Here is a 25,695-nt window from a genome sequence, read left to right as displayed (position 1 = left end):
GTACCGATGGGCATGGATGTCTCGCCCGAGATCGGGTCGCTTGCCGGCGAATCCGTCGTCGTGATCGGCGGGGGATTCGGCGGACTCTCTACTGCGTGTTACCTTGCGGACGCCGGAGCCGACGTCACCCTCTTGGAGAAGAACGAACAGCTGGGCGGGCGGGCCAGTCGGCTGGAGATCGACGGGTTCCGGTTCGACATGGGGCCGTCGTGGTATCTGATGCCGGATGTCTTCGAGCGATTCTTCGACTACTTCGAGCGAACGCCCGAGGACTACTACTCGATATCCCGACTCGATCCGCATTACCGCGTCTTCTGGAAGGACGGCGATCTGGTCGACGTCGTCCCGGATCTCGATGCGAATCGGGAGGTGTTCGAATCCTACGAGCCCGGCGCGAGTGAGGCGCTCGATCGATACCTCGAGAAGGCGGAATATAACTACGAGGTCGGGATGGAACATTTCGTCTACGAGGACCGTCCCCGACTCCGCGATTACGTGGACACGGACGTACTCAGACACGCACACGGGCTCTCGCTTCTGGGGTCGATGCAGGGTCACGTCGAGGACTACTTCGATCACCCGAAGCTTCAACAACTGATGCAGTACTCGCTCGTGTTTCTGGGCGGCTCGCCGACGAACACGCCGGCACTGTATAACCTGATGAGCCACGTCGATTTCAACATGGGCGTCCACTATCCCGACGGCGGGATCGGGGCAGTGGTGGACGGGATCGTCGAGCTCGGTTCGGAACTCGGCGTGGAGTACGTTACGGACGCGGCGGCGACCGCGATCGAGGGACACCGCGGCGGGTTCGCAGTCGACGCCGCCAACGGCGAGCGATATCTCGCCGATATCGTCGTCTCCGACGCCGACTACGCTCACACCGAACAGGAACTTCTCCCGCCGGAGAAGCGTCAATATACCGAGGAGTACTGGGACTCGCGCACCTACGCACCCTCTGCGTTTCTGATCTATCTCGGCGTGGAAGGCGAGGTGCCGGAACTCGCCCATCACACGCTCGTGTTGCCGACGAAATGGAGCGACCACTTCGAGCAGATCTTCGAGGACCCCAGCTGGCCGGAGGATCCGGCCTACTACCTCTGTGTCCCCTCGAAGACGGACGACTCGGTCGCGCCGGCGGGCCACAGCAACCTCTTTGCGCTCGTGCCGATCGCCCCCGGGCTGGATGACGACGCGGAAACGCGCGAACGCTACCGCGACCGACTGCTCGCCGACATCGCCGACAATACCGGAACCGACCTGCGCGATCGGATCGTCGTGGAGGAGACGTTCTCGGTGAGCGAGTTCGCCGATCGATACAACAGCTATCGCGGATCGGCGCTTGGACTTGCACACACGCTTTCACAGACGTCGCTGCTTCGGCCGTCACATGCCTCCTCGGCAGTCGATGGGCTCTATTTCACCGGTTCGTACACGACGCCGGGTATCGGGGTCCCGATGTGTCTGATAAGCGGGCAACTGACTGCGGAGTGCATTGCCGGATCGGAATGAGAGACGACGTCGACGCTGACGATGCCTCGGTACCCAAACCGGTGACGGAGTCATCCAAATCGAATCAGGCGACGGAGACGACCGATCGCCGTGAGGGGAGCGATCGCATCCGGTATCTGCTCGTGCTCTCGCGACCCCGATTCTGGTTCTACCTCGCCGGACCGGTGGTCGTCGGGGTCGCCTACGGCGCCTCCTCAGTCCGCGGACTGTTCGCGCCGAGCGCGCTCCTCCTGTTCGGCTACTTCCTACTGCCGGCGAACGTCCTGTTGTACGGAGTCAATGACGCCTTCGATGCTGACCTGGACGCGCACAACCCGAAGAAGGCCGCCGCCGAGTCACGCGAGACTCGCTGGCGGGGGGACCGCCTCGCGACCGCAGCGATCGTCGCCTCGGCGGGCCTGGGTGTCGCGACGTTCGCCGTGAGTCAGCCGGCGGCGTGGCCGTATTTAGCCGGGTTCTTCGCGCTCGCGGTCGGCTACAGCGCTCCGCCGCTCCGGTTCAAGACGACCCCGATCCTCGATTCAGTCTCGAACGGGCTCTATGTCCTTCCGGGTGCGGCCGCCTACGCGACGATCTCGGGCGGACACCCTCCCTGGGCCGCGCTCGTGGGTGCCTGGGCGTGGACCATGGCGATGCATACGTTCTCCGCGATCCCCGACATCGACCCCGATCGCGAGGCGGGAATCGAGACGACGGCCACGCTCCTCGGCGAATCGTGGACGTACGCGTACTGCGGAGTCTGCTGGAGCCTCGCAGCGATCGCCTTCGCCATTGTCGACATCCGTCTTGGCGCGCTGTTGGGTATCTATCCGGTCTTCGTCGCCGTCGTCGCGAGTACGCCCATCGCGGTCGAGCGTGCCTACTGGTGGTTTCCGGCGCTCAATACGGTCGTCGGAACCGCTCTCACGATCGGGGGGCTCTGGCGTATCGTTTCCCTTCCGGAGGTGATCGCGAGTGTCGCGTGATACGTCATGGAGTCTCGATCTCCCCGATCGGTTTCCCGACAGCCGCCGTCGATTCGAACTCGCGCTCGACGGGATCGTTCGGGAGCACCGGGTCACGATCGCCGTCGTCTTTCCCGCGATCGGCGCCCTCTCGCTCGTTGCCAGCGCTGAGGGGTGGCTGCCGACTCCCCTCCAGTTTAACCCGTGGATCCTCCTCATCGGCGTGCTCGTGATGCGTTCACCGCTCGTCGTCGGCGTGCTCCCGCTTCTCGACAGACGTGCTGGAGCGTGGATCGGGATCCTGGTGGGATACACCTACGCGATCGAGTCGGTCGGAATACGGACGGGATGGCCCTACGGAACCTTCGAGTACGGAATCGATCTCGGTCCGATGGTCGGTGGCATCCCGATCGCGTTGCCGGTGTTTTTCATCCCGCTCGTGATGAACGGCTACCTCCTTCGCGAGTTGGTGTTCGGATCGCGGGTCGCAGGGACGATCGCCCGGTTCTCGGTCGTGACCGCCATCGTGGTCGGGATGGACGTGGTGTTGGATCCGGGCGCGGTCGCGCTCGGGTTCTGGGCCTACGACGCCGGCAGCGCGTTTTATGACGTTCCGATCTCGAATTACCTCGGATGGGTGCTTTCGGCTGCCGTCGCGGTGGCCACACTCGATCGGGCCTTCGATCGTGAGCGACTGATCGAGCGGCTTCGGTCGTGTCCGTTCATGCTCGATGACGTGGTGAGTTTCGTCCTCCTCTGGGGCGGGATCAACCTCTGGTTCGGGAACATGGTTCCGGCCGTCGTCGCCGTCGGATTCGGAATCGGATTGGTCCGGTCCGACCGGTTCGACGCCCGAGCGTTCGATCCGCGTCGAGCGACGGATCGCGAACCAGGGATGGATCGCGAACCAGGGATGGATCGGAGTTAAGCGTTCGCGACTCGATGGCCCGAACGTGCCGGAACACACGTCGGACACGGATCCGGATGCGGATGCCGATCCGAATGCGGACTCCGATTCAGAATCAGATTCGGACTCCGACTCCGAATCCAATACCCGAACCACCGAATCGCCCCGTGGGCGTCCGTGTCCCCTGTGTGGCACCGCGATGATCCACCGCCACTGCAAGTACGTCTGTCCGGATCACGGCGTCGTCTACGACTGCAGCGATACGTTTTACTGACGCCACTGATCGAAATCACGGTCCATTCCGGTCATCCGTACAGTGATCTGATATATTTGTTCGGCGATCGACCAGCGCCATCGAACACGGTAAGGAAAGCGCACGAACAGTTATACTTCTACATGCCATATAGATCGACGGTATGGGCACCCGCATTCTCAGTTCCGACCGCGACCTCGCGGCGGTGTACGGATGATCGACGACGATCGGGTCGCTCGAGGAAAACGGATCCAACGGCGCACCGGGAGGACCTTCCACGTCGCGACTAGGTTGCTCCCCGAGCGTATCCGCCATCCAACCTACGTCCTCTACGGGTTCTTTCGCGTCGCCGACGAGATCGTCGATGCGGAAAATACCGGCTCACCGTCGGAACAACGCGAGGAGATCGACCGGATCCGCCGGGTCGTTCTCGGGGAGGAACCACCCGGTGACGCCCCGGCGGACGACGTGCTCGCCGCGTTCCGTGACCTCCGTTCCGACTGCGGAATCGCGAAAAGCGACGTAACCGTCTTTCTGGACGCGATGGCCGCGGATATCGATCGATCGCAATACGAGACCTATGCCGATCTTGAGGCGTACATGAACGGCTCGGCCGCCGCCGTCGGCCGGATGATGACGTCGGTGATGGACGTCGAAGAACCCGAGCGGGCTCTTCCTCACGCCACGAAGCTCGGGGAGGCGTTCCAGATGACCAACTTCCTGCGCGACGTCGGTGAGGACGTTCGCGAGCGCGAGCGAGTGTACCTCCCCGCGAGGACGCTTCACGAGCACGGCGCCTCCGTCCAACAAGTCCTCGAGTGTCGGTTCGACGATTCGATCGCCGCCGCGATCCGGTCGGAACTCGAACGTACCGAGAAACTCTACGCCGAGGGTGTCGCGGGGATCCGATATCTCCCCGAGGACTGCCAGTTGGCGGTTCTGCTGGCGGCCGTTCTGTATGCCGACCACCACCGTCTCATCCGCGATCACGGGTACGACACGCTCACCGAAACGCCGAGCCTCTCACTCGCCAGAACCCTCCGACTGCTCGCCCACACACGGTGGCTTTGGCAGTGGAACGATGACCCCGAGGCCGTCTTCTACGCCGTCGTCGATTCCTTCGAAGTCGATGCGCCGACGGGGGCGCGCCGAAGCCATAACTGGCGAAACTGCCGGCTCGTCTCGTACCTCTCCCCGTGACCGACCACCAGAACGGCAGCCGAGAGTACTCGTCGAGTCGACGTCAAAAAATCGGAAGCGCGTCAGTGTGCTTTCCGCGTCCGGATGGGAATCAACACTCCGACCAGCCGCAGGACTCACACGTCTTACAGCCCTCCGAGAAGTAGAGGTTCATCCCGCCGCATTCGGGACACTCCGGCGACTCGCCGGCAGCGATGAGGTCCTGTGTGACGTCCTGGTCAGGCTCCGGAGCCGCACCATCCGTGGCGTCCGGATCGGGAGACAGGCCAGCCTCGCCGGCCGCCGCGTCGGCGGCGACTCCGCCACCGTCCGTCTGTCCGCTTTCCGTCGTCGGCGAATCGTCGGGGGTCTCTTCCTCGAGTTCGCTAAGGGACTGCTGTTGGGGAATGCCCTTGTCGATCTCGTCGTCGAGATACCGACGCAGGGCCGTCCCGATCGCGTCCGGGATCGACTGTATCTGTTCGCCTTTGTCCCAGGCGACTTTCGGACTTCGGGTGCCCTGCAGCTCGTCGACGATCTCCACGGGGTCGACGCCGGAGCGGAGCGCCGTCGAGATGACCTTCGCGAGCGCCTCGGTGAAGGAGTTCGTGTAGCCGCCCGAGTGGCCGATGTTCGCGAACAGCTCGAAGGGGCCGCCGTTCTCGTCCTCGTTGATCGTCACGTAGAGCTTGCCGTAGCCCGTCTCGACGCGCTGAGTGACGCCATTGAGCGAGTCGGGGCGGGGACGCGTCTCCGCGTAGTTGACGCTGGGCCGTTCGCTGGCCTCGAGTAGGTCGGCGATCTCCGCGTCGAGTTGCGCCTGAACGTCCTCGTTGTCGAGGAACGCCTCGACGCCGCCGAAGACCTCGTCGATCTGCTCGACGATCGTCTCGGCAGCCTCGGACTCGTCGGCGAACTCGGCGTTTTTCGCACGCGTGGTCAGAACTTGTTTCGAGCGCGTGCCGTCGCGGTAGACGGTGACCCCCTTGCCACCGTGGTCGTAGATGTAGCGGTAGACCTCGTCCATGTCCTCGAGGGACGCCGAGTTGGGGAAGTTACACGTCTTCGAGATGGCCGAATCGACTCCGCGCTGGCAGGCACACTGCACTGCCGCGTGCTGTTTCCCCGAAAGATCGCCGGTGACGACGAACAGCTCGCCGATCGGGTTCGGGACCGTCTCCAGCCCCTCGACGCCGTCGAACTCGTTTTCGGCCATCTGCGCTTGGGCCTCGCGTTTGACCGCGTCGACGTCGATGTCGTTGGCCTCCAGCGTCCGCAGGAAGTAGTCGTCGAACTCGACGAGCATCTCGTCGCCCTGGACGTCGTCGGAGACGTTCTTGTAGTAGGCGACGTTGTAGATCGGCTCACAGCCGCCGGTCGTGTTGCCGACCATCGAGGTCGTGCCGGTCGGCGCGATCGTCGTCGTGTTATGGTTGCGGATCGGGAAGCCGTCGGCCCACTCGTCGGCATCGAGCCCGGTATGGTGTTCGAACCACTCGCGGTACTCGGTCGGGTTCGCGTACTTCGAATCCGCCCAGTCGTTAAAGGAGCCACGCTCGCCTGCGAGTTCGTGGGACGTCCGCTTGGAGACGTGGTTGATGTGGGTCATCAACTGGCCCGCGATCTCGTTGCCGGTCTCGGAGCCGTACCGAACGCCGAGTTGGATGTACAGCTGTGCAAGCCCCATCACGCCGAGGCCGATCTTCCGCATGTCGCGGACCCGCTGTTCGATCTCCGAAACCGGGAAATCCGACATCGTGACGACGTTCTCGAGGAAGCGCGTGCCGTAGTCGATGCGCTCGTCGAATGCCTCGAAGTCGATCGCCTCCTCGAGGAACGCGTCGATCGCAGCCTCCTGCGTGTCGTATTCGTCGGCGTGCTCCTCGCTCCAGACGCGCCAGTCGGGCGCGTCCAGATCGGCGAGCGTGGAGAGATTGATGTGACCGAGGTTACAGGCCTCGTACTCCTCGAGTGGTTGCTCGCCGCAGTTGTGAACCACGAGACCATTAGCAACGAACGAACTGGTGTCGGGTTCAGTGAGGTCATACACGGCCTCGTGACCATCCGGCTCAACGGACACGACTGTCGCTTCAAAGCGCTCGGAATAGGGACCACGATCGTAGTCGTCGAGCCGCTTGTCGAGTGCTTCGTTCTTCGAGTCAAGCAGGAAGCCGATCTCGTCGCGGAACCGCAGCAGATTGTCCTTCGAAATGACAAGATCGTGATCCGCTTGGCGTTCGTACTCGGCCGTTCCACCGTTTCCGTCCGGCATCTCCTGAAGGCCGGCTTCGTGACGTTCCTCGTATATCTTGCTGTAGACCCCGAAGTTAAGCAGAAGTTGCTGGACATCCTGTAACAAGTCAGTACTGGTACTCGTAAGACGGACGGAAACACCCTTTTCGATGTCACCGTAAACCCCGCCATCTGCGGAGAAGAGTGCGCGTAGGAATCCACGAGCCATCCCCTGACTTCCGCGAGTGACGATGTCGGGAACCTGGTGTTTCTGCTCAGCGAGCCCGGCTTCGGAGGCGTACTCATAGAGACGAGCCGAACGGATCCGCTGCTCGACCGCCTGTGCACCACGGTATCCGTCGTCACGTTTGATTTCACTGACACCGACTCCGTAATCGGCGTTCCCAACAGGCTCTCGAATGATCTCGTTCACATCAGCAGCGAACGATTCGGATACCTCGGCATCCTCATCGTAGAAATTGAGAACCGCACGTTCCTCGTCGTGCTTGAGGTGTCCGTCACCGACGAGCCATCCGAGGACGCGGCCTTCTTCAACTGATCCGTGTTGCCCGAACGCGCCTTTTCGATTCTGAACGTGGACGGTATCGCCGGCATCAAGGTGCTCCGCCTCGACCCAGCCATCGTCGGTCATCACACGGTGATCGGCGGTCAGACGGAGTTCGTACCCTTCCTCGGTGGTGAGTTTATAAACGTCCTTTTCACCGGTCTTGTAGACGCTGCTCGCTTCCTTGAGCGTCTCTTCACTGAGACGGCCGTCGACGACGACAGTACGCGCGACGCCCTGTTCGTAGAGTTCTTCAGCTTCGACGAGGCCGTTTTCCGTACTGATCAGCGTGTCACCAGTAACACACGGATTGGTCGCGAGGATCCGGTGGTCCGGATGTTCCTCGACGTCGAAGGAGTGCTGTTTGTTTACCCGTTCGAGGTAGATAATGCCCGGTTCGCCGTTCTCGTGAGCACCCTCGACCATGTGCTCCCAGATCTCCCCAGCGGGGATCGAGAGTTCCTCGCCGACCTCGACGTGGTGACCGAGGTCGAACATCTCGTAGAGCTCCTTCGTCTCGGCGGTCGCGATGTGAGGTTCTTCGGTCCGTGGGTTGGTGAAGGTAAACTCCTCGTCGTTGTACAGCGCCTCCATGAAGCCGTCAGTCACGCCAACGGAGATGTTGAAATTCGAAAGGTGCCCTTCGACGGCGTTCCGGAGATGCTTCGGGACACGACCCTCGTCGTCGATCAGCTCTCTGGCCTCGTCGAGAGCGTCTTTGAAGGATGTGTGGGTGTAGTCGTCCGGGTCGTTGAGCCGCAGCGAGTGGGCCAAGGAGACATCCTTGTTTTTCGCGTGGATGAACTGGATGACGTCGGGGTGGGAGACGCGCATCACGCCCATCTGGGCGCCACGGCGCGCGCCGCCCTGTGCGATCGTCTCGCACATCTGGTCGTAGGTCCGCATGAAGGTGATCGGCCCGGAGGCGATCCCACCGGTGGAGCCGACGGCGTCGCCGTAGGGGCGGAGTTTCCAGAAAGCATACCCCATTCCACCACCCGATTGGAAGACCTCGGCGGCCTCCTTGGCGGTCTGATGGATGTCGGTGATGTCGTCGCTCGGGGAGTCGACGAAGCACGCTGATAGCTGCTGGAGTTCGTCGCCGGCGTTCATCAGCGTCGGCGAGTTCGGCATGAACGACAGCGACTCCATGCCCTCGCGGAACGTCGCGGCGGTTCCCTCGACGTGCTCGCGGATCTCCTCGGGAAGGTCGGGAACGATGGTCTCGTAGGAGAACTTGTTGACGTTGTGGGCCGAAAGCGTCGTCTCGGCGTCATCGTCCGCGGTGACGCCCGCGCCGAAGACCTCGCTTGCGAGTTCATCACGTCGGGGATGATCGGGTTTGATCTGGTCGGGAGTGACCGTGATCTCGACGTCGTGTTTGTCCGCCTCGTAGACGGCCTCCGCCAGCGCGACGTTCTTCGCGACGCGGACGAACAGTTCCTCTTGCGTCTCGATCTGGTTCCCGTCGGCGTCCTTTCGCAGATAACGGGCGGGGAGAATGTTGTGGTAAGCGTTCGCCGTGAGACGGTCCTCGAGCGTTTCGCCCGTGGTTCGTTTGATCGGCAGTTCGAGCTCGTCGGCGGAGAGATCGCTCTCACTCATTGCGTGAGAACGCCTCCCCGGTCGTGTGTCGTATCGTGCATCTATCGTGGTATGGTACTGGCGAGGTGGACCCTTGTATCTTCGGCTTCCCGGTCCAAATGGACGTCTTTCTATTCGATATGTGAGGTTTCTTTCGGTCGCACGGATGGGGCCGCGCGGGTACGTCCCTCCGATCGTTCTGCAAGCCACATAAGGATGATCCTTCCGGAGTGGAAGTGAAACTTCGAGTCGAAGAATCAACCGACAGAGGCGGGTTTCACAGTGGAATTGAAGGGGAGGTCGACGCACGTCCGTCGAGCGACACCGGTTGAGACGTTTCGGAGCAAATCGGTCGGTTTCGGACGACTCACGGACGTTTTGACCGATACTTGATCGTATTTTTATATTAACGGATCGTGTATACTATCGGCTATCGTTGGGTGTCCATATCACGGTTCGATCGGGGTACTCGTCGTCGGTCGTGGCGTCCGATCACGCATAGACTTATACGGCCGGTACCCCTGGACCCGGACATGTACGATCCGACATCGCTGATCGCGACGGCTCCCATACAGATGGGTATCGCCGCGACCCCGCTTGGACGGTTGCTGATCGGACTCGTCGCCGTCGCGGCCGTCATCATCATCGGACGCGTCGTCCTGGCCGTCGCCTGGAAACTCGTCACGATCGCCGCCGTGATCGTCGCGTTGCTGTTCCTCCTCTCCTCCGGCGGAATCATCTGATCGGTCCGAACGCGCGAGTTACTCGATGAGAGCGTCCGATCGGGATGGGCGATCGGCAGGGACGACCTGCGTCAGGAAGTTGTAGATTACGTCGTGGCCGACGCCCGTGAGGACGCTTTCGGGATGGAACTGGACGCACTCGATCGGGTACTCGCGGTGGCGGATCCCCATCACGAGTTCGGTACCGTCGTGGTCAGTCGTCGCGGTGACCGCAAAGACGTCGGGCACCTCGGTCGCCACAAGCGAGTGGTACCGTCCCGCACGGAATCCCTGTTCGAGCCCGGCGAACACGCCCTCGCCGTCGTGGGTGATCGGAAACGCCTTGCCGTGGACCGGCTCGGGTGCGTGACCGACCGACCCGCCGTATTCGTAAACGGCAGCCTCCAGACCCAAACAGACGCCGAAGGTCGGTATCGTCGGCGAAAGCTCCCGCAGGACGTCCCTCGTGACGCCGACGTCTCGGTCGTGTTTCGGATGTCCCGGACCGGGACTGATCACGATCGCGTCCGGGTCGGTGTCAGCCACGTCCGAAAGCGTCGCGCGGTTCTTCAACACTGACGTCTCCACGCCGCCCTCGATCGGCTGTTCGGAGACGTACTCGACGAGGTTGTAGGTAAACGAATCGTAGTTGTCGACGAAGGTAACCCTCATTCGCGTTCGACCTCCACGTCGGCGTCGGAAACAGTCTCCTCAGCGTCGGCACCCTCCAAGTCGTCCCCTTCCGGGTCGGCCCCCGCAGAGTCCTCGGACGGATCGCCCGCGACATCCCCCTCGCGGATCGCCTCGACGGCCGCTCGGACGCCGTCCATCTTCCGTTCGGTCTCCTCGTATTCCGATTCGGGAATCGAGTCGGCGACGAGCCCCGCGCCAGCCTGGATCGTGATCCGATCGACCGATCGATCGGTCGGAAGGGACACGTCCGTGCCCGCCGAGTCGCCGACGTCTATCCCGGGAGCGAGCCCGTGATCGATCGTCGCCGTCCGGATGACGATCGCGAAATCGGCGTCGCCGGTCCATGAGTAGTATCCGACGCCGCCGCCGTAGACGCCACGGGGCGATCGTTCCAGGTCGTCGATGATCTCCATCGCGCGAACCTTCGGAGCGCCGGTCAACGTCCCGGCCGGGAAGGTCGCTCGGGTCGCATCGAAGGCGTCGTTCCCGTCAGCGATCGTCCCGGTCACAGTCGATTCGATATGCTGGACGTGACTGTATTTGAGGACGTTCATGAACTCCTCAACGCGGACCGAGCCCGGCTCGGAGACTCGCCGAACGTCGTTTCGAGCGAGGTCGACGAGCATCGTGTGTTCGGCGCGTTCCTTCTCGTCGGCGAGCATCTCACCGGCAAGCCGGCGGTCCTCGACCGGACTTTCCCCGCGCTTGCAGGTCCCGGCGATCGGGTTCGAGACGATCCGATCGCCCTGGACGGACACGAGCGTCTCGGGGCTCGCACCGACGATCGACCGATCGCCGTGGGACAGCAAGTACATGTACGGGGAAGGGTTGATCGACCGCAACGCGTCATAGAGACCGAGCGTGTCGACGTCGCCGTACAGCTCCCGTTTTCGGGAGATGACTCCCTGATAGATGTCACCGTCGAGGACGCGTTCTTTGGCCGTTCGAACGGCCTCCTCGTAGGCGTCCTTCGGGTCCGCACGCTCAGCGCTCCCGCGGAACCCTCCCGTCTCCGGCTCGCTCGCATTCCGCAGATCCGCGAGGACGTCCGCGGCTTCCGCGCGAATCGCATCGTGTCTCGCTCCGGGATCGTCCGTGGAGCGAACGATCGGGGTGAAGACGAGCTCCGCGGTGTCGGCAACCTCGTCGAAGACGATCGTGCGCGTCGTCAGACAGAACTCGGCGTCCGGCACGATCGGATCAGGTCGATCGACGCCGACCTCCTCCAGCCAGAGGTCGTAGACGGCGTCGTAGGCGAGAAATCCCACGAATCCACCTGAGAGAGTCTGTCTGTCAGTCTCCGGAAATCCCCGACGTTCGATCTCGGGGAAGGCATCACGGACGCGATCCACGACATCGCCCGTCTCCGGACCGCCGGTTCCCGCGAGCAGGTCGGCGCCGGGGCCGAGTCGGGTCAGATCCGTTCGGTCGGGGTAGACGGAGAGGACGGCTTCGGGATCGTAGCCCACGAACGAGTAGCGTGCGTGTCGATCGGCGTCGGTGCTCGGCGCGAAGGCGCCGTCCGGATCGCTGGAGGCGACTTTCTCGGCCGATTCCAACAGGAAGCTGTGATCGCTTCGATCGGCGAGCGCCGCGTAGGCCGCAAGCGGTGAGACGTCGGCGTCGATCGGAACCGCCATCCGAACGACGACGGCGTCGGAACCGTTCTCGATGGCGTCAGTGGCGTGTTCGACGAACGCCTCCCGGGAAAGCGAGAGGTCGATCTCGTTCGGGGCGGACTCCGATCGCGTGGTCACGCGAGCGTCACCTCCCGACCGGCGTTTCGGACGAACCGGGCGAGTGCATTGTGATCCTTGCGTCCGCCGTCGAGTTCCACACCCGAGGCGACATCGACCGCGTACGGGTCGGCGACTTCGACGGCCTCGGCGACGTTGTCGGGGGTGAGTCCCCCGGCGAGCACGATCGGCGTGGTGAGCTGCGCGGCGAGATCCCCGGTCGCCTCCCAATCGTGGGTCCGGCCGGTTCCACCCGCACCCACTTCGGTGGTCGAATCGACGACGAGCGCGTCCGCGACCGGGGACAGTTCCTCGGCGCGAGCGTGTTCGTCCGCATCGACGGTGAGAAGCACCTTCGTCCCGGTCTCCGCACGGACGTAGCCGATCTCCTCGGGCGTCCACTCGCCGTGAAGTTGGAGGGCATCCGGACCCACCAGCCGGGCAAGTTCGACCGCACGCTCCGGAGAATCGGGCATCGTCACGAGCGTGCCGGTCACGAACGGAGGCACGTCGGCGAGCAAGTTGGCGGCAGCAGCCGGATCGACCTCCCGGTGGGTCTCGACCGGGACCTCCGAGATCACGCCGACTGCGTCCGCACCGGCCTCGATCGCGGCGCGAACGTCGGCGTCCTTGGTCAGCCCGCAGATCTTCGCGCGGGCCATCAGTCGTCCGCCTGCATCTCGCCGGATCCATCGGCGAGCGCGTCCACGTTCCGGTCACACAGGGCGGCGAATTTCTCGGCGGCGGCGCCGGAGTCGATCGCGTTGGCGGCGACCGCCACGCCGTCTTCGATCGAGTCGGAGAGACCGGCGACGTAGATGGCCGCGCCGGCGTTCGCGAGGATCAGATCGCGTTTCGGTCCGGTGACGTCCCCGGTGACGATGCCCCGAAGATCGGCGGCGTTTTCCTCGGGCGTGCCGCCGGAGACGTCCTCGATCGGCGCCCGTTCGAGTCCGAGGTCGGCCGGCGTGATCGAATACTCCGTCACCGTACCGTCCTCGACCTCCGCGATGACCGTCTCGTCGTGGAGCGCGATCTCGTCCATCCCGGATCCGTGGACGACGAGCGCATGTTCGACGGGCATGTGGGCGAGTGAGTTCGCGATCTGCGGAACGAGATCGGCGTCATAGACGCCAAGGACCTGCGAATCGGCGCCGGCGGGGTTCGTAAGCGGGCCGAGCACGTTGAATATCGTCCGCATCTCCAGTTCCCTGCGCGGGCCGATCACGGCTTTCATCGCCGGGTGGAACACCGGCGCGAGCATGAACCCGATGCCGTCCTCGTCGATCGCTGCCTCGACGGCGGATGGCTCCGCTTCGACGTCGGCGCCCGCGACCTCGAGCACGTCGGCGCTTCCAGACGAGGAGGAGACGGAGTAGTTGCCGTGTTTGGCGACCGCCGCCCCGGCCCCCGCAGCGACGATAGCCGCGGTCGTGGAAACGTTGATCGTGTCATAGTCGTCGCCGCCGGTACCGCAAGTGTCGACGAGAGACTCGCGGTCGGGATCGATCGTCCGTGCCGCATCGCGCATCCCCTTCGCGAAGCCGGCGATCTCCCGTTCGGTTTCGCCCTTCGTCCGGAGCGCCGCCAGCAGTGCCCCGATCTGGGCTTCCGTCGCATCCTCGAAGACGGCTCGTGCCGTTTCGCGGGCCTCCTCGACGGTCAGCTCCGTCCCCTCGGTCACGCGTTCGATGGTATCGTTGATAGTCCTCGTCATCATTAATGTATAGTTTCGTCTTATAGTGTACATATGTGTACATCGCCTTAAGCTTATCGTCCGATCAGAACGGATCGGCGGATCGAGGGTGGACTGAGTATTCCGAACCCGGACGCCGGTTCGACGGGATCGGAACTACAGATTCGGACGACTCGAACTAGACGTCCCGGAGCCGATCGATGTGTCGCAACTCACCGACGTAGTCAGAACAGGGTCGAGTGTGCGGCTCGTTCCAGCGAATCGACCGCGACCGCGCGCGTCTATCGCCTGTCGTATACGATCTCGCCGTCGACGATCGTCAGGTCGGCGTCGATCTCGCGGATCGACTCGGGATTCTCCCAGGGGGAGTCGGCGAGCGCAACGAGGTCGGCTCGCTTGCCGAGTTCGATCGTTCCCAGCCGGTCCTCGTCGAACCCGGCATACGCGGAGCCGAGCGTGTAGCCTCGAAGCGCCTCGGTCACGTCCAGCCGCTGGCTCCGGTTCGGAGCGTTGACCGCCCAATGCACCCCGACGAGGGGATCCATCGGCGTGCCGCCGGAGCCGAATGCAAGGGGAACGCCCGCATCGAGGAACGCGCGATAGGGGTTCGCCACCTCCCGCCGATCGTCGGTTCGCGGGTCAGCGTGTTCCTTCTCTCCGTCCCACTCGAGGGCGTTTGGGCGGACTGATGCGACCACGTTCATCGCCGCAATCCGGTCGATCGTCTCCTCATCGGCACGTCCTGCGTGTTCGATGCGGTGGCGAGAACCGCCGGACACATGACTCGCCACCGGGACGGTCCCGTCGCTCGTATCGTCCTCGTAGACGTCGAGTATGGCATCGATCGCCACCTGGTCGGTCGCGGGGGCGGCGAACTGGTAGCCCCTCGCGGTCGCCTCAGCGACGTGATCAGCGAGTTCGGTAGAAAAGTCGGTGGATTCGGCGGAAGAGTCGGCGGACTCGGCGGATCTCCCCTCGAAGTTCGCGTCCGTGGCGGACGTGATCGCACCGACCCGGACGAACTCGCTGCCCGCGTTCGTCGGGAGCCCGGCCTCCACAAGCGCGTCGAGGAGATCCGTCCGGTAGGTGAGTCGAACGCGAACGGTCAACTCGCCGGCAACGTCCAGATCCCGATAGATACGGGGGGCATCGGCGCCGCGTACCACGTCGTGAACCCCCGTGATCCCGTTGGCATTGGCGTCGGCGATCGCCGCCGTGACGGACTCACGCATCTCGGATCGCCCCGACGCTGTCGACGGATCGGTGCCGACGAGACGACGACCGACGGTCGACAGACTCGTGTGCGCGTCGATGAATCCAGGCAGGAGGACGCGCCCGTCGAGGTCGACGACCGTCGTGTCGGTGCCGGCGAGAAATTCGACGTCATAACTCGACCCGAGACGAACGATCTCGCCGTCCTGAACGGCGATCGCCTCGTGAGTCCGGTCCGGATCGGTGAGCGTGTGGATCTCCCCGTCGAGGAGGACGAGGTCCGCGGCGTCGGTCATGTCCGTTCGACCGGGGCGTATCGGGTTAATCGTTCGGGAGCGACGTGAGTCACGGAACTGGAAGACGGCCGGGTCGACGAACCGATACGCCTTAGCGTTCGCCACGATCACACCTGTCCATGTCCACCGTCGAGGACCTCGCGGAGCGCGTTCGCGAGGAAGAGATCCGCATACACGAACTCGAGTCACACGCCGACGCGGACACGGCTGCAGCGGCCCGCCGACTCCTCGTCACCGAAGCGTCCGACGCCGACCTCGAGACGGTCGGCGAGTACGCCTTCGAGGCCGCCGCCGCCGAGCCGAACGTCGAGAACATGGTCGGTGCGGTACAGATCCCGCTCGGCGTCGCCGGTCCCGTGACGATCAACGGCGGCGCGCTCTCGGGCAACCGATACCTGCCGCTTGCCACCACGGAGGGCGCACTCGTCGCGTCGGTGAACCGCGGCTGTTCGGTCCTCGATGCCGCCGGAGGGGCGAGCGCACGCGTTACGAAGACCGGCATGACCCGCGCACCGGTGTTCAAGACGTCCGGAATCGTCGAATCGGAGGCGCTCGTCGGGTGGATACGGGACAACGAGGATCGGCTCGCGGCGGCGGCCGAATCGACCACGAGCCACGGCGAGGTGACCGACGTCACGCCCTACGTCGTCGGAAACAACGTCTACCTCCGGTTCCGCTACGACACGAAGGACGCGATGGGGATGAACATGGCGACGATCGCCACCGGGGAGGCCTGCGAGTTGATCGAGGCTGAGACCGACGCTTCGCTCGTCGCCCTCTCGGGCAACCTCTGTACGGATAAGAAGCCGGCGGCGATCAACGCGATCGAGGGCCGTGGACGGTCGGTGACCGCCGACGTGAGGATTCCACGCGCGATCGTCGAGGAGCGACTCCACACGACACCCGGGGCAGTCGCCGAGATAAACGTCCGAAAGAACCTCGTCGGCTCGGCGAAAGCGGGTGCGCTCGGGTTCAACGCGCACGTCGCGAACGTCGTCGCGGCGATGTTCCTCGCGACCGGCCAGGACGAGGCACAGGTCGTGGAGGGAGCGAACGCGATCACGACCGCGGAGGTCACGGACGATGGCGATCTGTACGTCTCCGTCTCGATCGCGAGCCTGGAAGTCGGCACCGTCGGCGGCGGGACAAAGCTCCCCACCCAGGCGGAAGGACTCGAGGTACTCGGCGTTCGCGGCGGCGGCGATCCGGCCGGGAGCAACGCGGACGCGCTCGCGGAGGCGATCGCCGTGGGGGCGCTCGCGGGTGAACTCTCGCTTCTGGCTGCGCTTGGATCCAGACACCTCTCATCCGCACACGCGGATCTCGGACGGTAGCGATCGGACCCACAAGAGCGACCGATCTCACACCGACGTGCCGCTTCGTCCACTCCGTAGAATCGCGTCCTGAAGCAGGAGGCTGCCGCCGATCCCTAACAGTCCGATTCCGAGCCACGCGATCGGACCGTCGCCGTCGATCGCGACGACGAGAAAACCCGCGCTTGCGAGCGTGTGGCCGGCCATCTGTTCGTAATACCCCTCCCGGGCGTACGCGAGGGCAATGATCACGAACCCGACGCCACAGATGCCGAGTGCGATCCGTACCGCGGCGTCGCTCGCGAGTTCCGGGACCAGCACGTTCGCCGACGCCGCAAGCAAGACTGCCGCCCCGAGCACGGCGACGATCGCGGCGAGTACCCGCCCCAGTTCGACTACCATGGTAACAGTACGCATAACCCATGTTTAAAGGCCAGTCAGACGCGCGTCATCGACGTGGTGTGGAACTGGACGGGTCGGACGGACGGTCGGAGCGACTCCCGATCCGACCACAGGGCTGCCGTCTCACAGCCGTCGATAGGTCCCCTGTGATTCGGAGACCTCTCCACGACGCCGAAGCTTCTCGAGCAGGTCTCGGGCGGACTCCGCGGGAACACCATCGGCCGCGGCATACGAGACGATCGCCGCCTCGGTCGGTTCCTCCAGCGCGTCGATCGCCTCACGGACGACGTCCATCCGGGATCCGCCGGACGCGCCCGATCGATCCCGACTCGATCGCTCGCCTGCTGCCTCGATCGCGTCGGCATCCAGCCCGAATCCCTCCAGATATTCGCGATCGTCGACGCCTGACTCGTCGATCCGATTCTCGAGTTCGCTTACGTGTTCCACCTCGGCAAACGCTTCACTGTCGCCGCGTTTCTTCGCGAGGAGCGCCGAGCGTGCCTCCCGAGCCGCCGAGCGATCCGCGGACTCGAAGAAGTGCTTCAGGCGTTTCGTCCGATGGGTCCGCTCACAGCGGGGACACCTTGCGGTCTCGTTCGTCTCCGGGTCGGAGAGCAGCCACATCGTCCCGCAGCGATTGCAACCGACGACCGCGTACATGCTCTCGGGTTGGGCGTCATCCGACGTGAACGTGATGGTCGAACGGTGCGGATGCGACCTGCCCCCGCTCCGTCACCTCGCCACGCGAACTGCACCCTTTTTACTTCGGCGAGCCGGAGTCGACCCCAATGAGCGAGTACGACTACGAGGAACTGGGCCTCGTCGCCGGGCTGGAGATCCACCAGCAACTGAATACGGCGACGAAGCTGTTCTGTGAGTCACCGACGACGCTCCGAGAACCCGAGGAGGCCGATCGGGAACTCACCCGATATCTCCATCCGACGAAAAGCGAACTCGGCGAGCTCGACGAGGCGGCCCTTGAGGAGAGTCGGGTCGACAGGGAGTTCACCTACCTGGCCTACGACACCACCTGTCTCGTAGAGGAGGACGACGAGCCGCCTCGCAGCGTCGACGAGGAGGCCCTCTCCGTCGCCCTGCAGATCGCCGACCTGCTCGACGTCACCGTCGTCGACGAGGCACACGTGATGCGCAAGCTCGTGATCGACGGTTCGAACACCTCCGGGTTCCAGCGAACGATGCTTCTGGGCCAGGACGGCGCGATCGACACCGAGGAGGGCCCCGTCTCGATCGTCGATCTGCTGCTCGAAGAGGAGTCGGCCCAGCGCGTCGAGAAGACCGACGACGGCGTCGTCTACTCGTTGGACCGTCTCGGCATCCCGCTCGTGGAGATCGGCACGGGACCGGACATCCGCACCCCAAAACAGGCGCGGGAGGCGGCCGAGCGGATCGGGACCCTCCTGCGGTCGACCGGGTCCGTTAAACGTGGCCTGGGAACGATCCGTCAGGACGTCAACGTCTCGATCGCCGAGGGCGCTCGCGTCGAGATCAAGGGCGTCCAGGATCTCCAGGGCATAGAGGACATCGTCCGTAGCGAGGTCGGGCGACAGGCCGAACTCGTCGAGATCGCGACGGAACTCGACGAGCGCGATGCATCCGTTGGCGACCCTCGTGAGGTCACGAACGTCTTTGCGGAGACCGACTCCGGGGTCATCCGCGGCGCGCTCGAGGACGGCGGATCGGTGACCGCGGTGCCGCTTTTCGGCTTCGACGGCCTTCTCGGACGCGAGATCCAGGAGGATCGGCGGCTCGGGACCGAGCTCTCCGATCACGCAAAGCGCCACGGTGCCGGTGGGATCTTCCACACGGACGAACTGCCGGCCTACGGAATCACGGCGGACGAAGTCGAGGACCTCCGCGAGACGGTGGGTGCGGGCCCGACGGATGCAGTGGCGATCGTCGCTGCGGACTCCGAAACCGCCGATCTCGCGATCGAGGCGGCCGCGGAGCGGGCGAAGACCGCAATCGAGGGCGTCCCCGAGGAGACGCGTGACGCGAACGAGGACGGAACCACCCGCTATCTCCGCCCCTTGCCGGGTGCAGCCCGAATGTATCCCGAGACGGACGTCCCTCCGGTCGAGCCCGATACGAGCGACGTCGAGACGCCCGAGCTTCTCGACGAGAAGGCGGAGCGATACGTCGAGGACTACGATCTCGATCCCGGGCTCGCCGAACAGATCGCCTTCGGAAGACGGTTCCCACTGTTTGAGACGGCCGTCGACCGCGGAGTCGATCCGACGTTTGCGGCCTCGACGCTGGCGTCGACGACCACGGAGCTTCGCCGTGACGGAGTGGCGATCGAACGCATCAGGGACGATCACCTCCTCGACGTGCTCGAACTCGTCGAGTCAGGTGATCTCGCCAAAGAGGGCGTCCCGGAAGTGCTCGTGGAGATCGCGGCGGACCCCACGCTTTCGGCCGAGGAGGCGATCGAGGAGGCGGGTCTCGCCGGAGTCGATCGTGAAACGGTTCGCGAGGCCGTGGTCGAAGTCGTCGAGCGCAACGCCGACCAGGTCGCCGACGAGGGAATGGGTGCCTTCTCCGGACTCATGGGCGAGGCGATGGGCGCGCTCCGGGGGAAGGCTGACGGCGAGGTCGTTTCGGAGATTCTCCGCGAGGAGATCGGCAAGCGGTCATAAACCGATCAATCGATCGCCGTACGGAACCGGCAGATCAATCCGTCAGCTCCTCGATCAACGTCTCCAGATCATAGGTCGCCGGAGCCCGCGGCTCATCGCGCAGCGACGAAATGACGAACGTGGAGTTCGTCCGCTCGACCTCGGGGATCGCCTCGAAGTCGCCGATGAGTCGCTCGACGGCATCCGAGGAGGAAAGCCGGGCGATCACGATGAAGTCGGTCTCCCCCATGGTGAAAAACGCCTGGGTGACCCCCTCGACGGCCAGCAGATCGTCAGCGACCTCCTCGTAGGGACCGTCGTAATCCGCCAGCACCTCGACGATGACGGTCACCCCGAGACCAAGTGCCTCGTGGTCGATATCGTAGATATCGTTCTCGATGACGCCCGCATCGCGAAGGTTGTTCAGCCGATAATGGATCGTCGAGACGGGGATATCCGTCTCCTCGTGGAGTCGATCCGGGCTGCCCGTTCCGAGGTCAGCGATCGCCTTCAACAACCGTACGTCGCGTTCGTCCATACCCCCAGCATCGTCCCGATCCGTATTGATGGTATGGGTGAGATGGTTGTATGATTCTCCAAGTGAAGGTGTGAGATCGAGAACGATATCGATCTGTAATTAATTGTTTAATTCTAAATGTAGGAAAACAGCTATTCGTAGAGGTGAGTTTAAAAAGGATCAGATACATTGATCTAACAACCAATGTCTCGGCTATCATTGCATTCATCTCCGATCGCGGCGGCGAGCGCGTTCGTCCTTCTCGCGATGCTTTGGGGCGGATCGTTCGTCGCTATCGAGGTCGGGCTGGCGTTTTTTCCGCCGTTGCTTTTCGCGGGGATACGGTATCTTCTCGCCGGGGTCGTCGTGCTCGGCTACGCGGCGGCCGTCACGGACGGATGGATTCCGGTGACTCGGGATGAGTGGGTGAGCGTCGGAGTCACTGGCGTGTTCGTCATCGCCGTCTACCACGGGTTCCTCTACGTGGGCGAACTCTACATCCCGGGGGCAATCGCCGCCGTGATCGTCAGCCTCTCGCCAGTATTGACGGCGGCCTTCGCCGCGGTCGTTCTCCCGAACGAGCGTCTCGGTCCCGTGGAGGTCGGCGGGTTCTCGCTCGGCGTCATCGGCGTGACCGTGGTCGCGAACCCCTCTACCGACGCGCTCGTCTCGACGCAGACGATCGGCATCCTCCTCGTGTTCTGTAGTGCGGTCGCGTTCGCGATGGGAGCCGTTCTATTGCGGCCGCTTCGAACGGAGTTTCCGATCGTCGCGCTCCAGGGGTGGGGAATGACGCTCGGCGCCGTGCTTCTCTTTGCGGGGGCAGGCATACTGGGTGAATCCCTTGGCGACGTGTCGATCACCCCGACGGCGATCGCGTCGTTAGCCTACCTCTCGATACTCTCGGGCGTCCTCGCGTTCCTCATCTACTTCGCGCTGCTCGATGCGGTCGGGCCGACACAGTTGCATCTGGTCGGATACACCGAACCGGTGACGGCCGCGATCGCGAGTTGGGCCGTCCTCGGCCACCTGATCGAGGGCGAGGCGCTCGTCGGTTTTCTGGCTATCCTCGCGGGGTTCCTCGTCCTGGAGCGACACGCCGTCAGAAGGGTGCTGGTGAATCGTCGTTGGGCGACGTGATCGGACTGGGACGGTTCCCTGGGACTCTACCGCTCCCGACCGCCACGACTCCGACGGCTACAGATCCGGAGGCTCTCCGCGGCCGATCACGAACCGTCGACCCTCGACGTCCTCCAGGGCAGCTACGCGGCCACCGATCTCAATACGTTCCCCCTCCTGTTCGATGACGAGCGCGGCCACCTCCTCGTTGTCCTCCAGCGTCACGCCGACGATCCGGCCGCGAACGGTCACGGACTCACCGGTCTCGACCGCCCGTCCCTCAACGGTCGCGTACAGATCGCCGGTGTCGATCTCGGTGACGTCCTTGACCGCGCGGCGAATGGATGCGTACCGGCGGGGGAACGGCCGACCGTCGCCGTCGGTCGAAAGCGTCTCCGCGGTCGTCCATAGGACGGTTCCGAAAAAGCCCGAGACGAGAAACCCGAGTACTGAGCGATTGAAGATGACGCCGTACCGCTCACGCTTGTCGTGGAGTGCGTCCTGAGTGGTATAAAGCGAGTACGTGCCGTCGCTGACCGCGATCACGGGCGTCGTGATCCCGCGTCTGGCGCGAGCGACGGTGGCGACCTCCGAATAGTCGAACGAGCCGGGACTCGGGGCACGACTCGCCGGCGTCACGAGCAGTTCGATGCTGACGCCAGCCCGGCGTTTGTCGGCGAGGCGGTCCTCGAAGCGGCGAAGCAAGTCGGGGGTCAACGAGACCGTCAGCTCGTACTCCGCGGAGTCGATCACGTCCTCGAGATATCGCAGGATCGTCGAGCGTGATTTCACGAGGGAGACGGCCTCCGTCTCCCTGGCCGGGGCGGTATACCGGGCGGTGAGCTCGTCGACGAGTTCCTCGAGGGAGTCGTGGATGTCCCCGAAGGACTCGTTGGGATCGATCGCCGCGACCTTCATCGGGCGCGATTCTCGAAGCTCGACGAGCCCACGGTCGGCGAGTCCGCGAACGGTATCGTAGACGCGCGGCTGTGGAATGTCCGTGTGATCCGCGATCTCGCTTGCGGTCAGCTCCCCGTGTTCGACCACCGCGAGATAGGCGTCGATCTCGTAGGCACCGAGATCAAACCGGTCGCCGACGTACTCAAGCGTTCCCCGGAGATCGTCGGTCATACCGGATCCCACACGGCGTGGTCATAAATCGATTACTAACTATCGAGTTATACTGGATTCAAAACGAACTCCATTCGGAGACGAACCGGATCGCGGCGTCCACGTTCGGGAACGCGTGCGTGTACGGGCGCGACACGCAGACGCCAAGCCCGCCCTCAACGAGCGAGCGCAAGCGAGCGAGTAGGACGAAGTTGGGTACCGGTTTGGGTCGGGCCGGCCTGACCGGTTGGACCAGCCAGGGTAACGAGGAAACGCTTTTTCGGGTGGGGGTCACCAATACGCCATGGGCAACACGGCGGTGACACTCGCATCGTCGGTCACCGATTGGCTCCCCGAGTGGGCTCAGGTACCCGGCATTGAGGGTCTCCTCGCGGTGCTCGTGGCGGTGGCCGGGGTCTGGTTCTCGAAGCTGCTCGTTCGGCTGCTCGGGCGACCGATCGCCCGCCGGTTCCAGCGACAAAGCGTCGCACAGACCGTTCTGCGCGGTCTCCGCGTCTCGACGGTCGTCATCGCGATCCTGCTTGCGGGCTGGGTAGCTGGGCTCGGACTGCCGGATCTGGTTCTCTCCGTGACCGTCTTTTCGGCCGTGGTCGGTGTCGTCCTCGCGCCGCTGATCGGCAGCGTCGTGAACGGCCTGTTCGTGTTGGCCGACCAGCCGTTCGAGATCGGTGACATGGTCGAACTCGAGGACGGGACGAGGGGATTCATCGACGACATTACGATCCGATATACCAAGGTGTTCACCGTCGACAACACGTTCCTCGTGGTTCCGAACTCCAACATGCGGGATCGCGACGTCACCAACTACTCCGCCGAGGATGAACGAACCCGCCTCTCGATTGATCTCCTCGTTACGTACGAATGCGATGTCGAGGCGGCCCGTCGGATCCTGGAGCGAGCCGCCCGTGACTGCGAGGGCGTGATCAACGGCGGACCGGACATCCGGATCGGGGCCGCCCGCTACGGTGCGAGTCCGGACTGTCTGATCGCCGAATTCGACGACGACGGGGTCCTGCTTCGGTTGCGGTACTGGGCGAAAAAACCGTACAAGATCCCGAAAGTCGAATCGCAGGTGAACGTTCGGATCCGGGAACTGATCGCGGACGCAGACGTGGAGATCGCCTACCCGCACCGCCACCTCGTCTTCGACGAGACGAGCGGCGTCGCACGCGTCGGCGATCCCGTTGAGGCGGACTTCGATCCCGACGGTCCGGTCACCGAAGCTACCGATTCGACGGCAGCGGACGACTCGACGGTCGAGGTCGGGGACTCGAGGATCGATCATGACCCGGACACGGATCGGTGACCGGATCGGAGCGGCTCACGGAACCAAACGACTGCTCACGGGAAGGGATGGTACTCCCGTTCGAGATCGGGCTCGAAGCCCATCGACTCGGGGATCGACTGAACGCGCTCCCCGAAGAAGGGGTCACCGGTGAAAAGCGGCTGTGCCTCCGGAACGAGCACGCGAACCGCCTCGAATCCGAGGTCGGCGACGTCGCGGGTCGTCGTTCGGGAGGCATAAGCGGTCAGCTCGCTCGCGGAGAGGCGATCAAGCACCGCTTCCAGTTCCGCGACACCGTCGAGGTCGGGTTCGCCGATCCCCTCAGCATCGACGACGACGTCGGGATCGAAAAAGGACTGCGTGACCGCCGGAAAGTCGGCATGGTGGCCGATCGCGGCGCCCTCCGCTGCGGCCCCTTCCGGGCCCATGGCCCGAAGCTCCATCCAGTTTTGCAACGACTCGGCGACGGCCGAGCGCGCCGCGGCGGCGGGATCGAGGTCGGCGGCCGATCCGGCCGCGAATCGGGGCCAGTCTCCCTCGCGATGGACCGCGGCGGCGACGACGGGGACGTCAACGTCGACGGTGGCGAGAAGCGTCGTCACCGAAAGGCCCTCCGCGCGCGCTCGCTTCTCGAGTGCGGACAGTCCCTCGTCCTCGATCGACAGTTCCACCGGCTCGATCGTGGAGTACCACGCGATCATGGTCGCATCACGCTCAACCGTCTCGTAGAGTCCCGACAGGACGGCATCAATTCCGGAACTCCCGAGTCCGAGCCCGGTCGTGATCGACGGCCGAAACCGGTTCGACGGCGGCGGAAAGTGAACGAACTCGGCCGGGAGGGAGACGCGATCGCCGGTGTCGATCCGCTCGCCCTCGACCCACGGAATCGACCCAACGGAGTCGATGTCGACCGGGTCGGGAGTGAGAAATCGATCGGGCGGGATCGGTGATTCGAGGTCGTCCGGGGGAGCATACTCGAAGGACTCCTCCCGGTAAACGCCGGCGGCGTATCGTTCGAGTCCCTCGCCGAGCGCCCGCATGAAGGCGGCGTTCCAGTCGACGTCGACGCCGGCAGCAAACTCGGCCGCACGAACGTCGCTGAACGGGGTTGTATCCTCGATCCGGGAGATGTAATAGGGGACTGGGAACGACTCGCGCTCCCCGACCTCGGCGATCGGGCCGAGCCGATCGTCGACGGCCCGCTGTGCACGTTCGAGCGCATCCTCGAGCGGCACCCCCTCGTGTTCACGTGGGATCGACCGGGACCGATCGAACGTCCCACACGAACACCCGGGAACGGGAAGCAGAATGCGCTCGTTCCCGGGAACTTCGACGACGGTGTCACCCACCGGGCGGCCGCCGGAGAGGAGATCGATCGTTCGTCTCCCGGCCAGCGCGCCGGCGTACCGTACGGCGGAGCGAACGCCGGTCGGCCGGTCGGCCGGATCGGGGTCGCTCGCCCGGATCCGGGTTCGAAGACACTCATAACACGTCCCATCGAACACGGTTACGGCGGCGTCGACCGATTCGATCGGACGCCCTCCGATGCCACCAACCTCGATCGCGATCCAGCGATCGAGCACATCGTCGACCGCCGCAAAGGAGCCATCCCCGGTAGTTCCCGCGACGACCGCCAACGCCAATCCCTCAAGTACGGACGGGTCCGGATCGACCGGAAAGACGTTTACGTCGATGTCGCCGAGCGCCGCTTTTGCCGCCTCGATCGCCGGACCTTCCCCGACGAGACCGATATCCATACAC

20 protein-coding genes and 1 pseudogene are annotated in these 25,695 nt (G+C 64.1%); 10 read left to right on the top strand and 11 right to left on the bottom strand.

Going from position 1 to position 25,695, the window contains the following annotated elements; genetic code table 11:
* The first annotated feature begins 12 nt into the window (after positions 1-12).
* From ACERIT_RS03715 to ACERIT_RS03695, 5 genes and pseudogenes are all read left to right on the top strand, one after another.
* Complete coding sequence (locus ACERIT_RS03715) at positions 13-1,512, top strand: phytoene desaturase family protein (RefSeq protein WP_373673479.1); 1,500 nt, start codon at positions 13-15, stop codon at positions 1,510-1,512.
* Complete coding sequence (locus tag ACERIT_RS03710) at positions 1,509-2,477, top strand: prenyltransferase (protein WP_373673478.1); 969 nt, start codon at positions 1,509-1,511, stop codon at positions 2,475-2,477. The genes ACERIT_RS03715 and ACERIT_RS03710 overlap by 4 nt, the downstream gene beginning before the upstream one ends.
* Positions 2,467-3,384 (top strand): bisanhydrobacterioruberin hydratase, encoded by a 918-nt coding sequence (gene cruF / locus ACERIT_RS03705; RefSeq protein ID WP_373673477.1) that lies wholly within the window; start codon positions 2,467-2,469, stop codon positions 3,382-3,384. The genes ACERIT_RS03710 and cruF overlap by 11 nt, the downstream gene beginning before the upstream one ends.
* A gap of 130 nt (positions 3,385-3,514) precedes the next feature.
* Positions 3,515-3,637, top strand: a pseudogene (locus ACERIT_RS03700) (HVO_2523 family zinc finger protein); the annotation flags it as partial.
* Positions 3,638-3,829: 192 nt separating this feature from the next.
* Positions 3,830-4,816 (top strand): phytoene/squalene synthase family protein, encoded by a 987-nt coding sequence (locus tag ACERIT_RS03695; RefSeq protein ID WP_373673476.1) that lies wholly within the window; start codon positions 3,830-3,832, stop codon positions 4,814-4,816.
* Positions 4,817-4,907: 91 nt separating this feature from the next.
* Here the strand turns inward: ACERIT_RS03695 and ACERIT_RS03690 are convergent, their stop codons facing one another.
* Positions 4,908-9,197, bottom strand: coding sequence for an LAGLIDADG family homing endonuclease (locus ACERIT_RS03690; protein ID WP_373673475.1), 4,290 nt, complete (start codon positions 9,195-9,197; stop codon positions 4,908-4,910).
* Positions 9,198-9,709: 512 nt separating this feature from the next.
* Between ACERIT_RS03690 and ACERIT_RS03685 the strand changes: the two genes are divergently transcribed.
* Positions 9,710-9,919, top strand: coding sequence for a hypothetical protein (locus ACERIT_RS03685; protein ID WP_373673474.1), 210 nt, complete (start codon positions 9,710-9,712; stop codon positions 9,917-9,919).
* A gap of 18 nt (positions 9,920-9,937) precedes the next feature.
* On the opposite strand, the gene trpG is transcribed toward ACERIT_RS03685, so the two are convergent.
* The 5 genes from trpG to ACERIT_RS03660 all read right to left on the bottom strand — a co-directional run bounded on the left by trpG (position 9,938) and on the right by ACERIT_RS03660 (position 15,531).
* The gene (gene trpG, locus ACERIT_RS03680; protein WP_373673473.1) at positions 9,938-10,570 is read right to left on the bottom strand and encodes an anthranilate synthase component II; all 633 of its coding nucleotides are present in this window, start codon (positions 10,568-10,570) and stop codon (positions 9,938-9,940) included.
* Positions 10,567-12,348, bottom strand: coding sequence for an anthranilate synthase component I (trpE, locus tag ACERIT_RS03675; RefSeq protein WP_373673472.1), 1,782 nt, complete (start codon positions 12,346-12,348; stop codon positions 10,567-10,569). Before trpE ends, trpG begins: the two co-directional genes overlap by 4 nt.
* A complete protein-coding gene (locus ACERIT_RS03670) occupies positions 12,345-12,989 on the bottom strand; it encodes a phosphoribosylanthranilate isomerase (RefSeq protein ID WP_373673471.1) in 645 nt (214 codons plus the stop codon). Before ACERIT_RS03670 ends, trpE begins: the two co-directional genes overlap by 4 nt.
* On the bottom strand, positions 12,989-14,044 hold the full coding sequence (gene trpD, locus ACERIT_RS03665; protein ID WP_373673470.1) for an anthranilate phosphoribosyltransferase: 1,056 nt from the start codon (positions 14,042-14,044) through the stop codon (positions 12,989-12,991). The genes ACERIT_RS03670 and trpD overlap by 1 nt, the downstream gene beginning before the upstream one ends.
* Positions 14,045-14,304: 260 nt before the next feature.
* Positions 14,305-15,531, bottom strand: a complete 1,227-nt coding sequence (locus ACERIT_RS03660) for an amidohydrolase (protein WP_373673469.1) — start codon at positions 15,529-15,531, stop codon at positions 14,305-14,307.
* 119 nt (positions 15,532-15,650) lie between these two features.
* On the opposite strand from ACERIT_RS03660, the gene hmgA reads away from it, so the two are divergent.
* On the top strand, positions 15,651-16,865 hold the full coding sequence (gene hmgA / locus ACERIT_RS03655) for a hydroxymethylglutaryl-CoA reductase (NADPH) (RefSeq protein WP_373673468.1): 1,215 nt from the start codon (positions 15,651-15,653) through the stop codon (positions 16,863-16,865).
* Positions 16,866-16,892: 27 nt separating this feature from the next.
* Here hmgA and ACERIT_RS03650 read toward each other — a convergent pair whose 3' ends face one another.
* Both ACERIT_RS03650 and ACERIT_RS03645 read right to left on the bottom strand, forming a co-directional pair.
* Positions 16,893-17,246: a hypothetical protein gene (locus tag ACERIT_RS03650; protein WP_373673466.1), complete on the bottom strand. Its 354-nt coding sequence runs from the start codon at positions 17,244-17,246 to the stop codon at positions 16,893-16,895.
* 123 nt (positions 17,247-17,369) lie between these two features.
* Positions 17,370-17,906 (bottom strand): DUF5817 domain-containing protein, encoded by a 537-nt coding sequence (locus tag ACERIT_RS03645; RefSeq protein ID WP_373673465.1) that lies wholly within the window; start codon positions 17,904-17,906, stop codon positions 17,370-17,372.
* Between the two features lie 128 nt (positions 17,907-18,034).
* Here ACERIT_RS03645 and gatE point away from each other — a divergent pair, with 128 nt between their 5' ends.
* Positions 18,035-19,903, top strand: a complete 1,869-nt coding sequence (gene gatE, locus ACERIT_RS03640) for a Glu-tRNA(Gln) amidotransferase subunit GatE (protein WP_373673464.1) — start codon at positions 18,035-18,037, stop codon at positions 19,901-19,903.
* A gap of 34 nt (positions 19,904-19,937) precedes the next feature.
* Here gatE and ACERIT_RS03635 read toward each other — a convergent pair whose 3' ends face one another.
* Positions 19,938-20,420, bottom strand: coding sequence for an Lrp/AsnC family transcriptional regulator (locus tag ACERIT_RS03635; protein WP_373673463.1), 483 nt, complete (start codon positions 20,418-20,420; stop codon positions 19,938-19,940).
* 183 nt (positions 20,421-20,603) lie between these two features.
* Here ACERIT_RS03635 and ACERIT_RS03630 point away from each other — a divergent pair, with 183 nt between their 5' ends.
* The gene (locus ACERIT_RS03630) at positions 20,604-21,539 is read left to right on the top strand and encodes a DMT family transporter (protein WP_373673462.1); all 936 of its coding nucleotides are present in this window, start codon (positions 20,604-20,606) and stop codon (positions 21,537-21,539) included.
* Between the two features lie 57 nt (positions 21,540-21,596).
* Here ACERIT_RS03630 and trmB read toward each other — a convergent pair whose 3' ends face one another.
* Entirely contained in the window at positions 21,597-22,649 is a 1,053-nt protein-coding gene (trmB, locus tag ACERIT_RS03625) for an HTH-type sugar sensing transcriptional regulator TrmB (protein WP_373673461.1), read from the bottom strand.
* A gap of 283 nt (positions 22,650-22,932) precedes the next feature.
* Between trmB and ACERIT_RS03620 the strand changes: the two genes are divergently transcribed.
* Entirely contained in the window at positions 22,933-23,955 is a 1,023-nt protein-coding gene (locus ACERIT_RS03620; RefSeq protein ID WP_373673460.1) for a mechanosensitive ion channel family protein, read from the top strand.
* Positions 23,956-23,990: 35 nt separating this feature from the next.
* Here ACERIT_RS03620 and ACERIT_RS03615 read toward each other — a convergent pair whose 3' ends face one another.
* Positions 23,991-25,691, bottom strand: coding sequence for a YcaO-like family protein (locus ACERIT_RS03615; protein WP_373673459.1), 1,701 nt, complete (start codon positions 25,689-25,691; stop codon positions 23,991-23,993).
* Between the last annotated feature and the right edge of the window lie 4 nt (positions 25,692-25,695).

Source organism: Halopenitus sp. H-Gu1 (genome assembly GCF_041821145.1).
GTDB lineage: Archaea > Halobacteriota > Halobacteria > Halobacteriales > Haloferacaceae > Halopenitus.
Note: the sequence above shows the minus strand (reverse complement) of the source record. Positions and strands in the feature narration are given on the sequence as shown.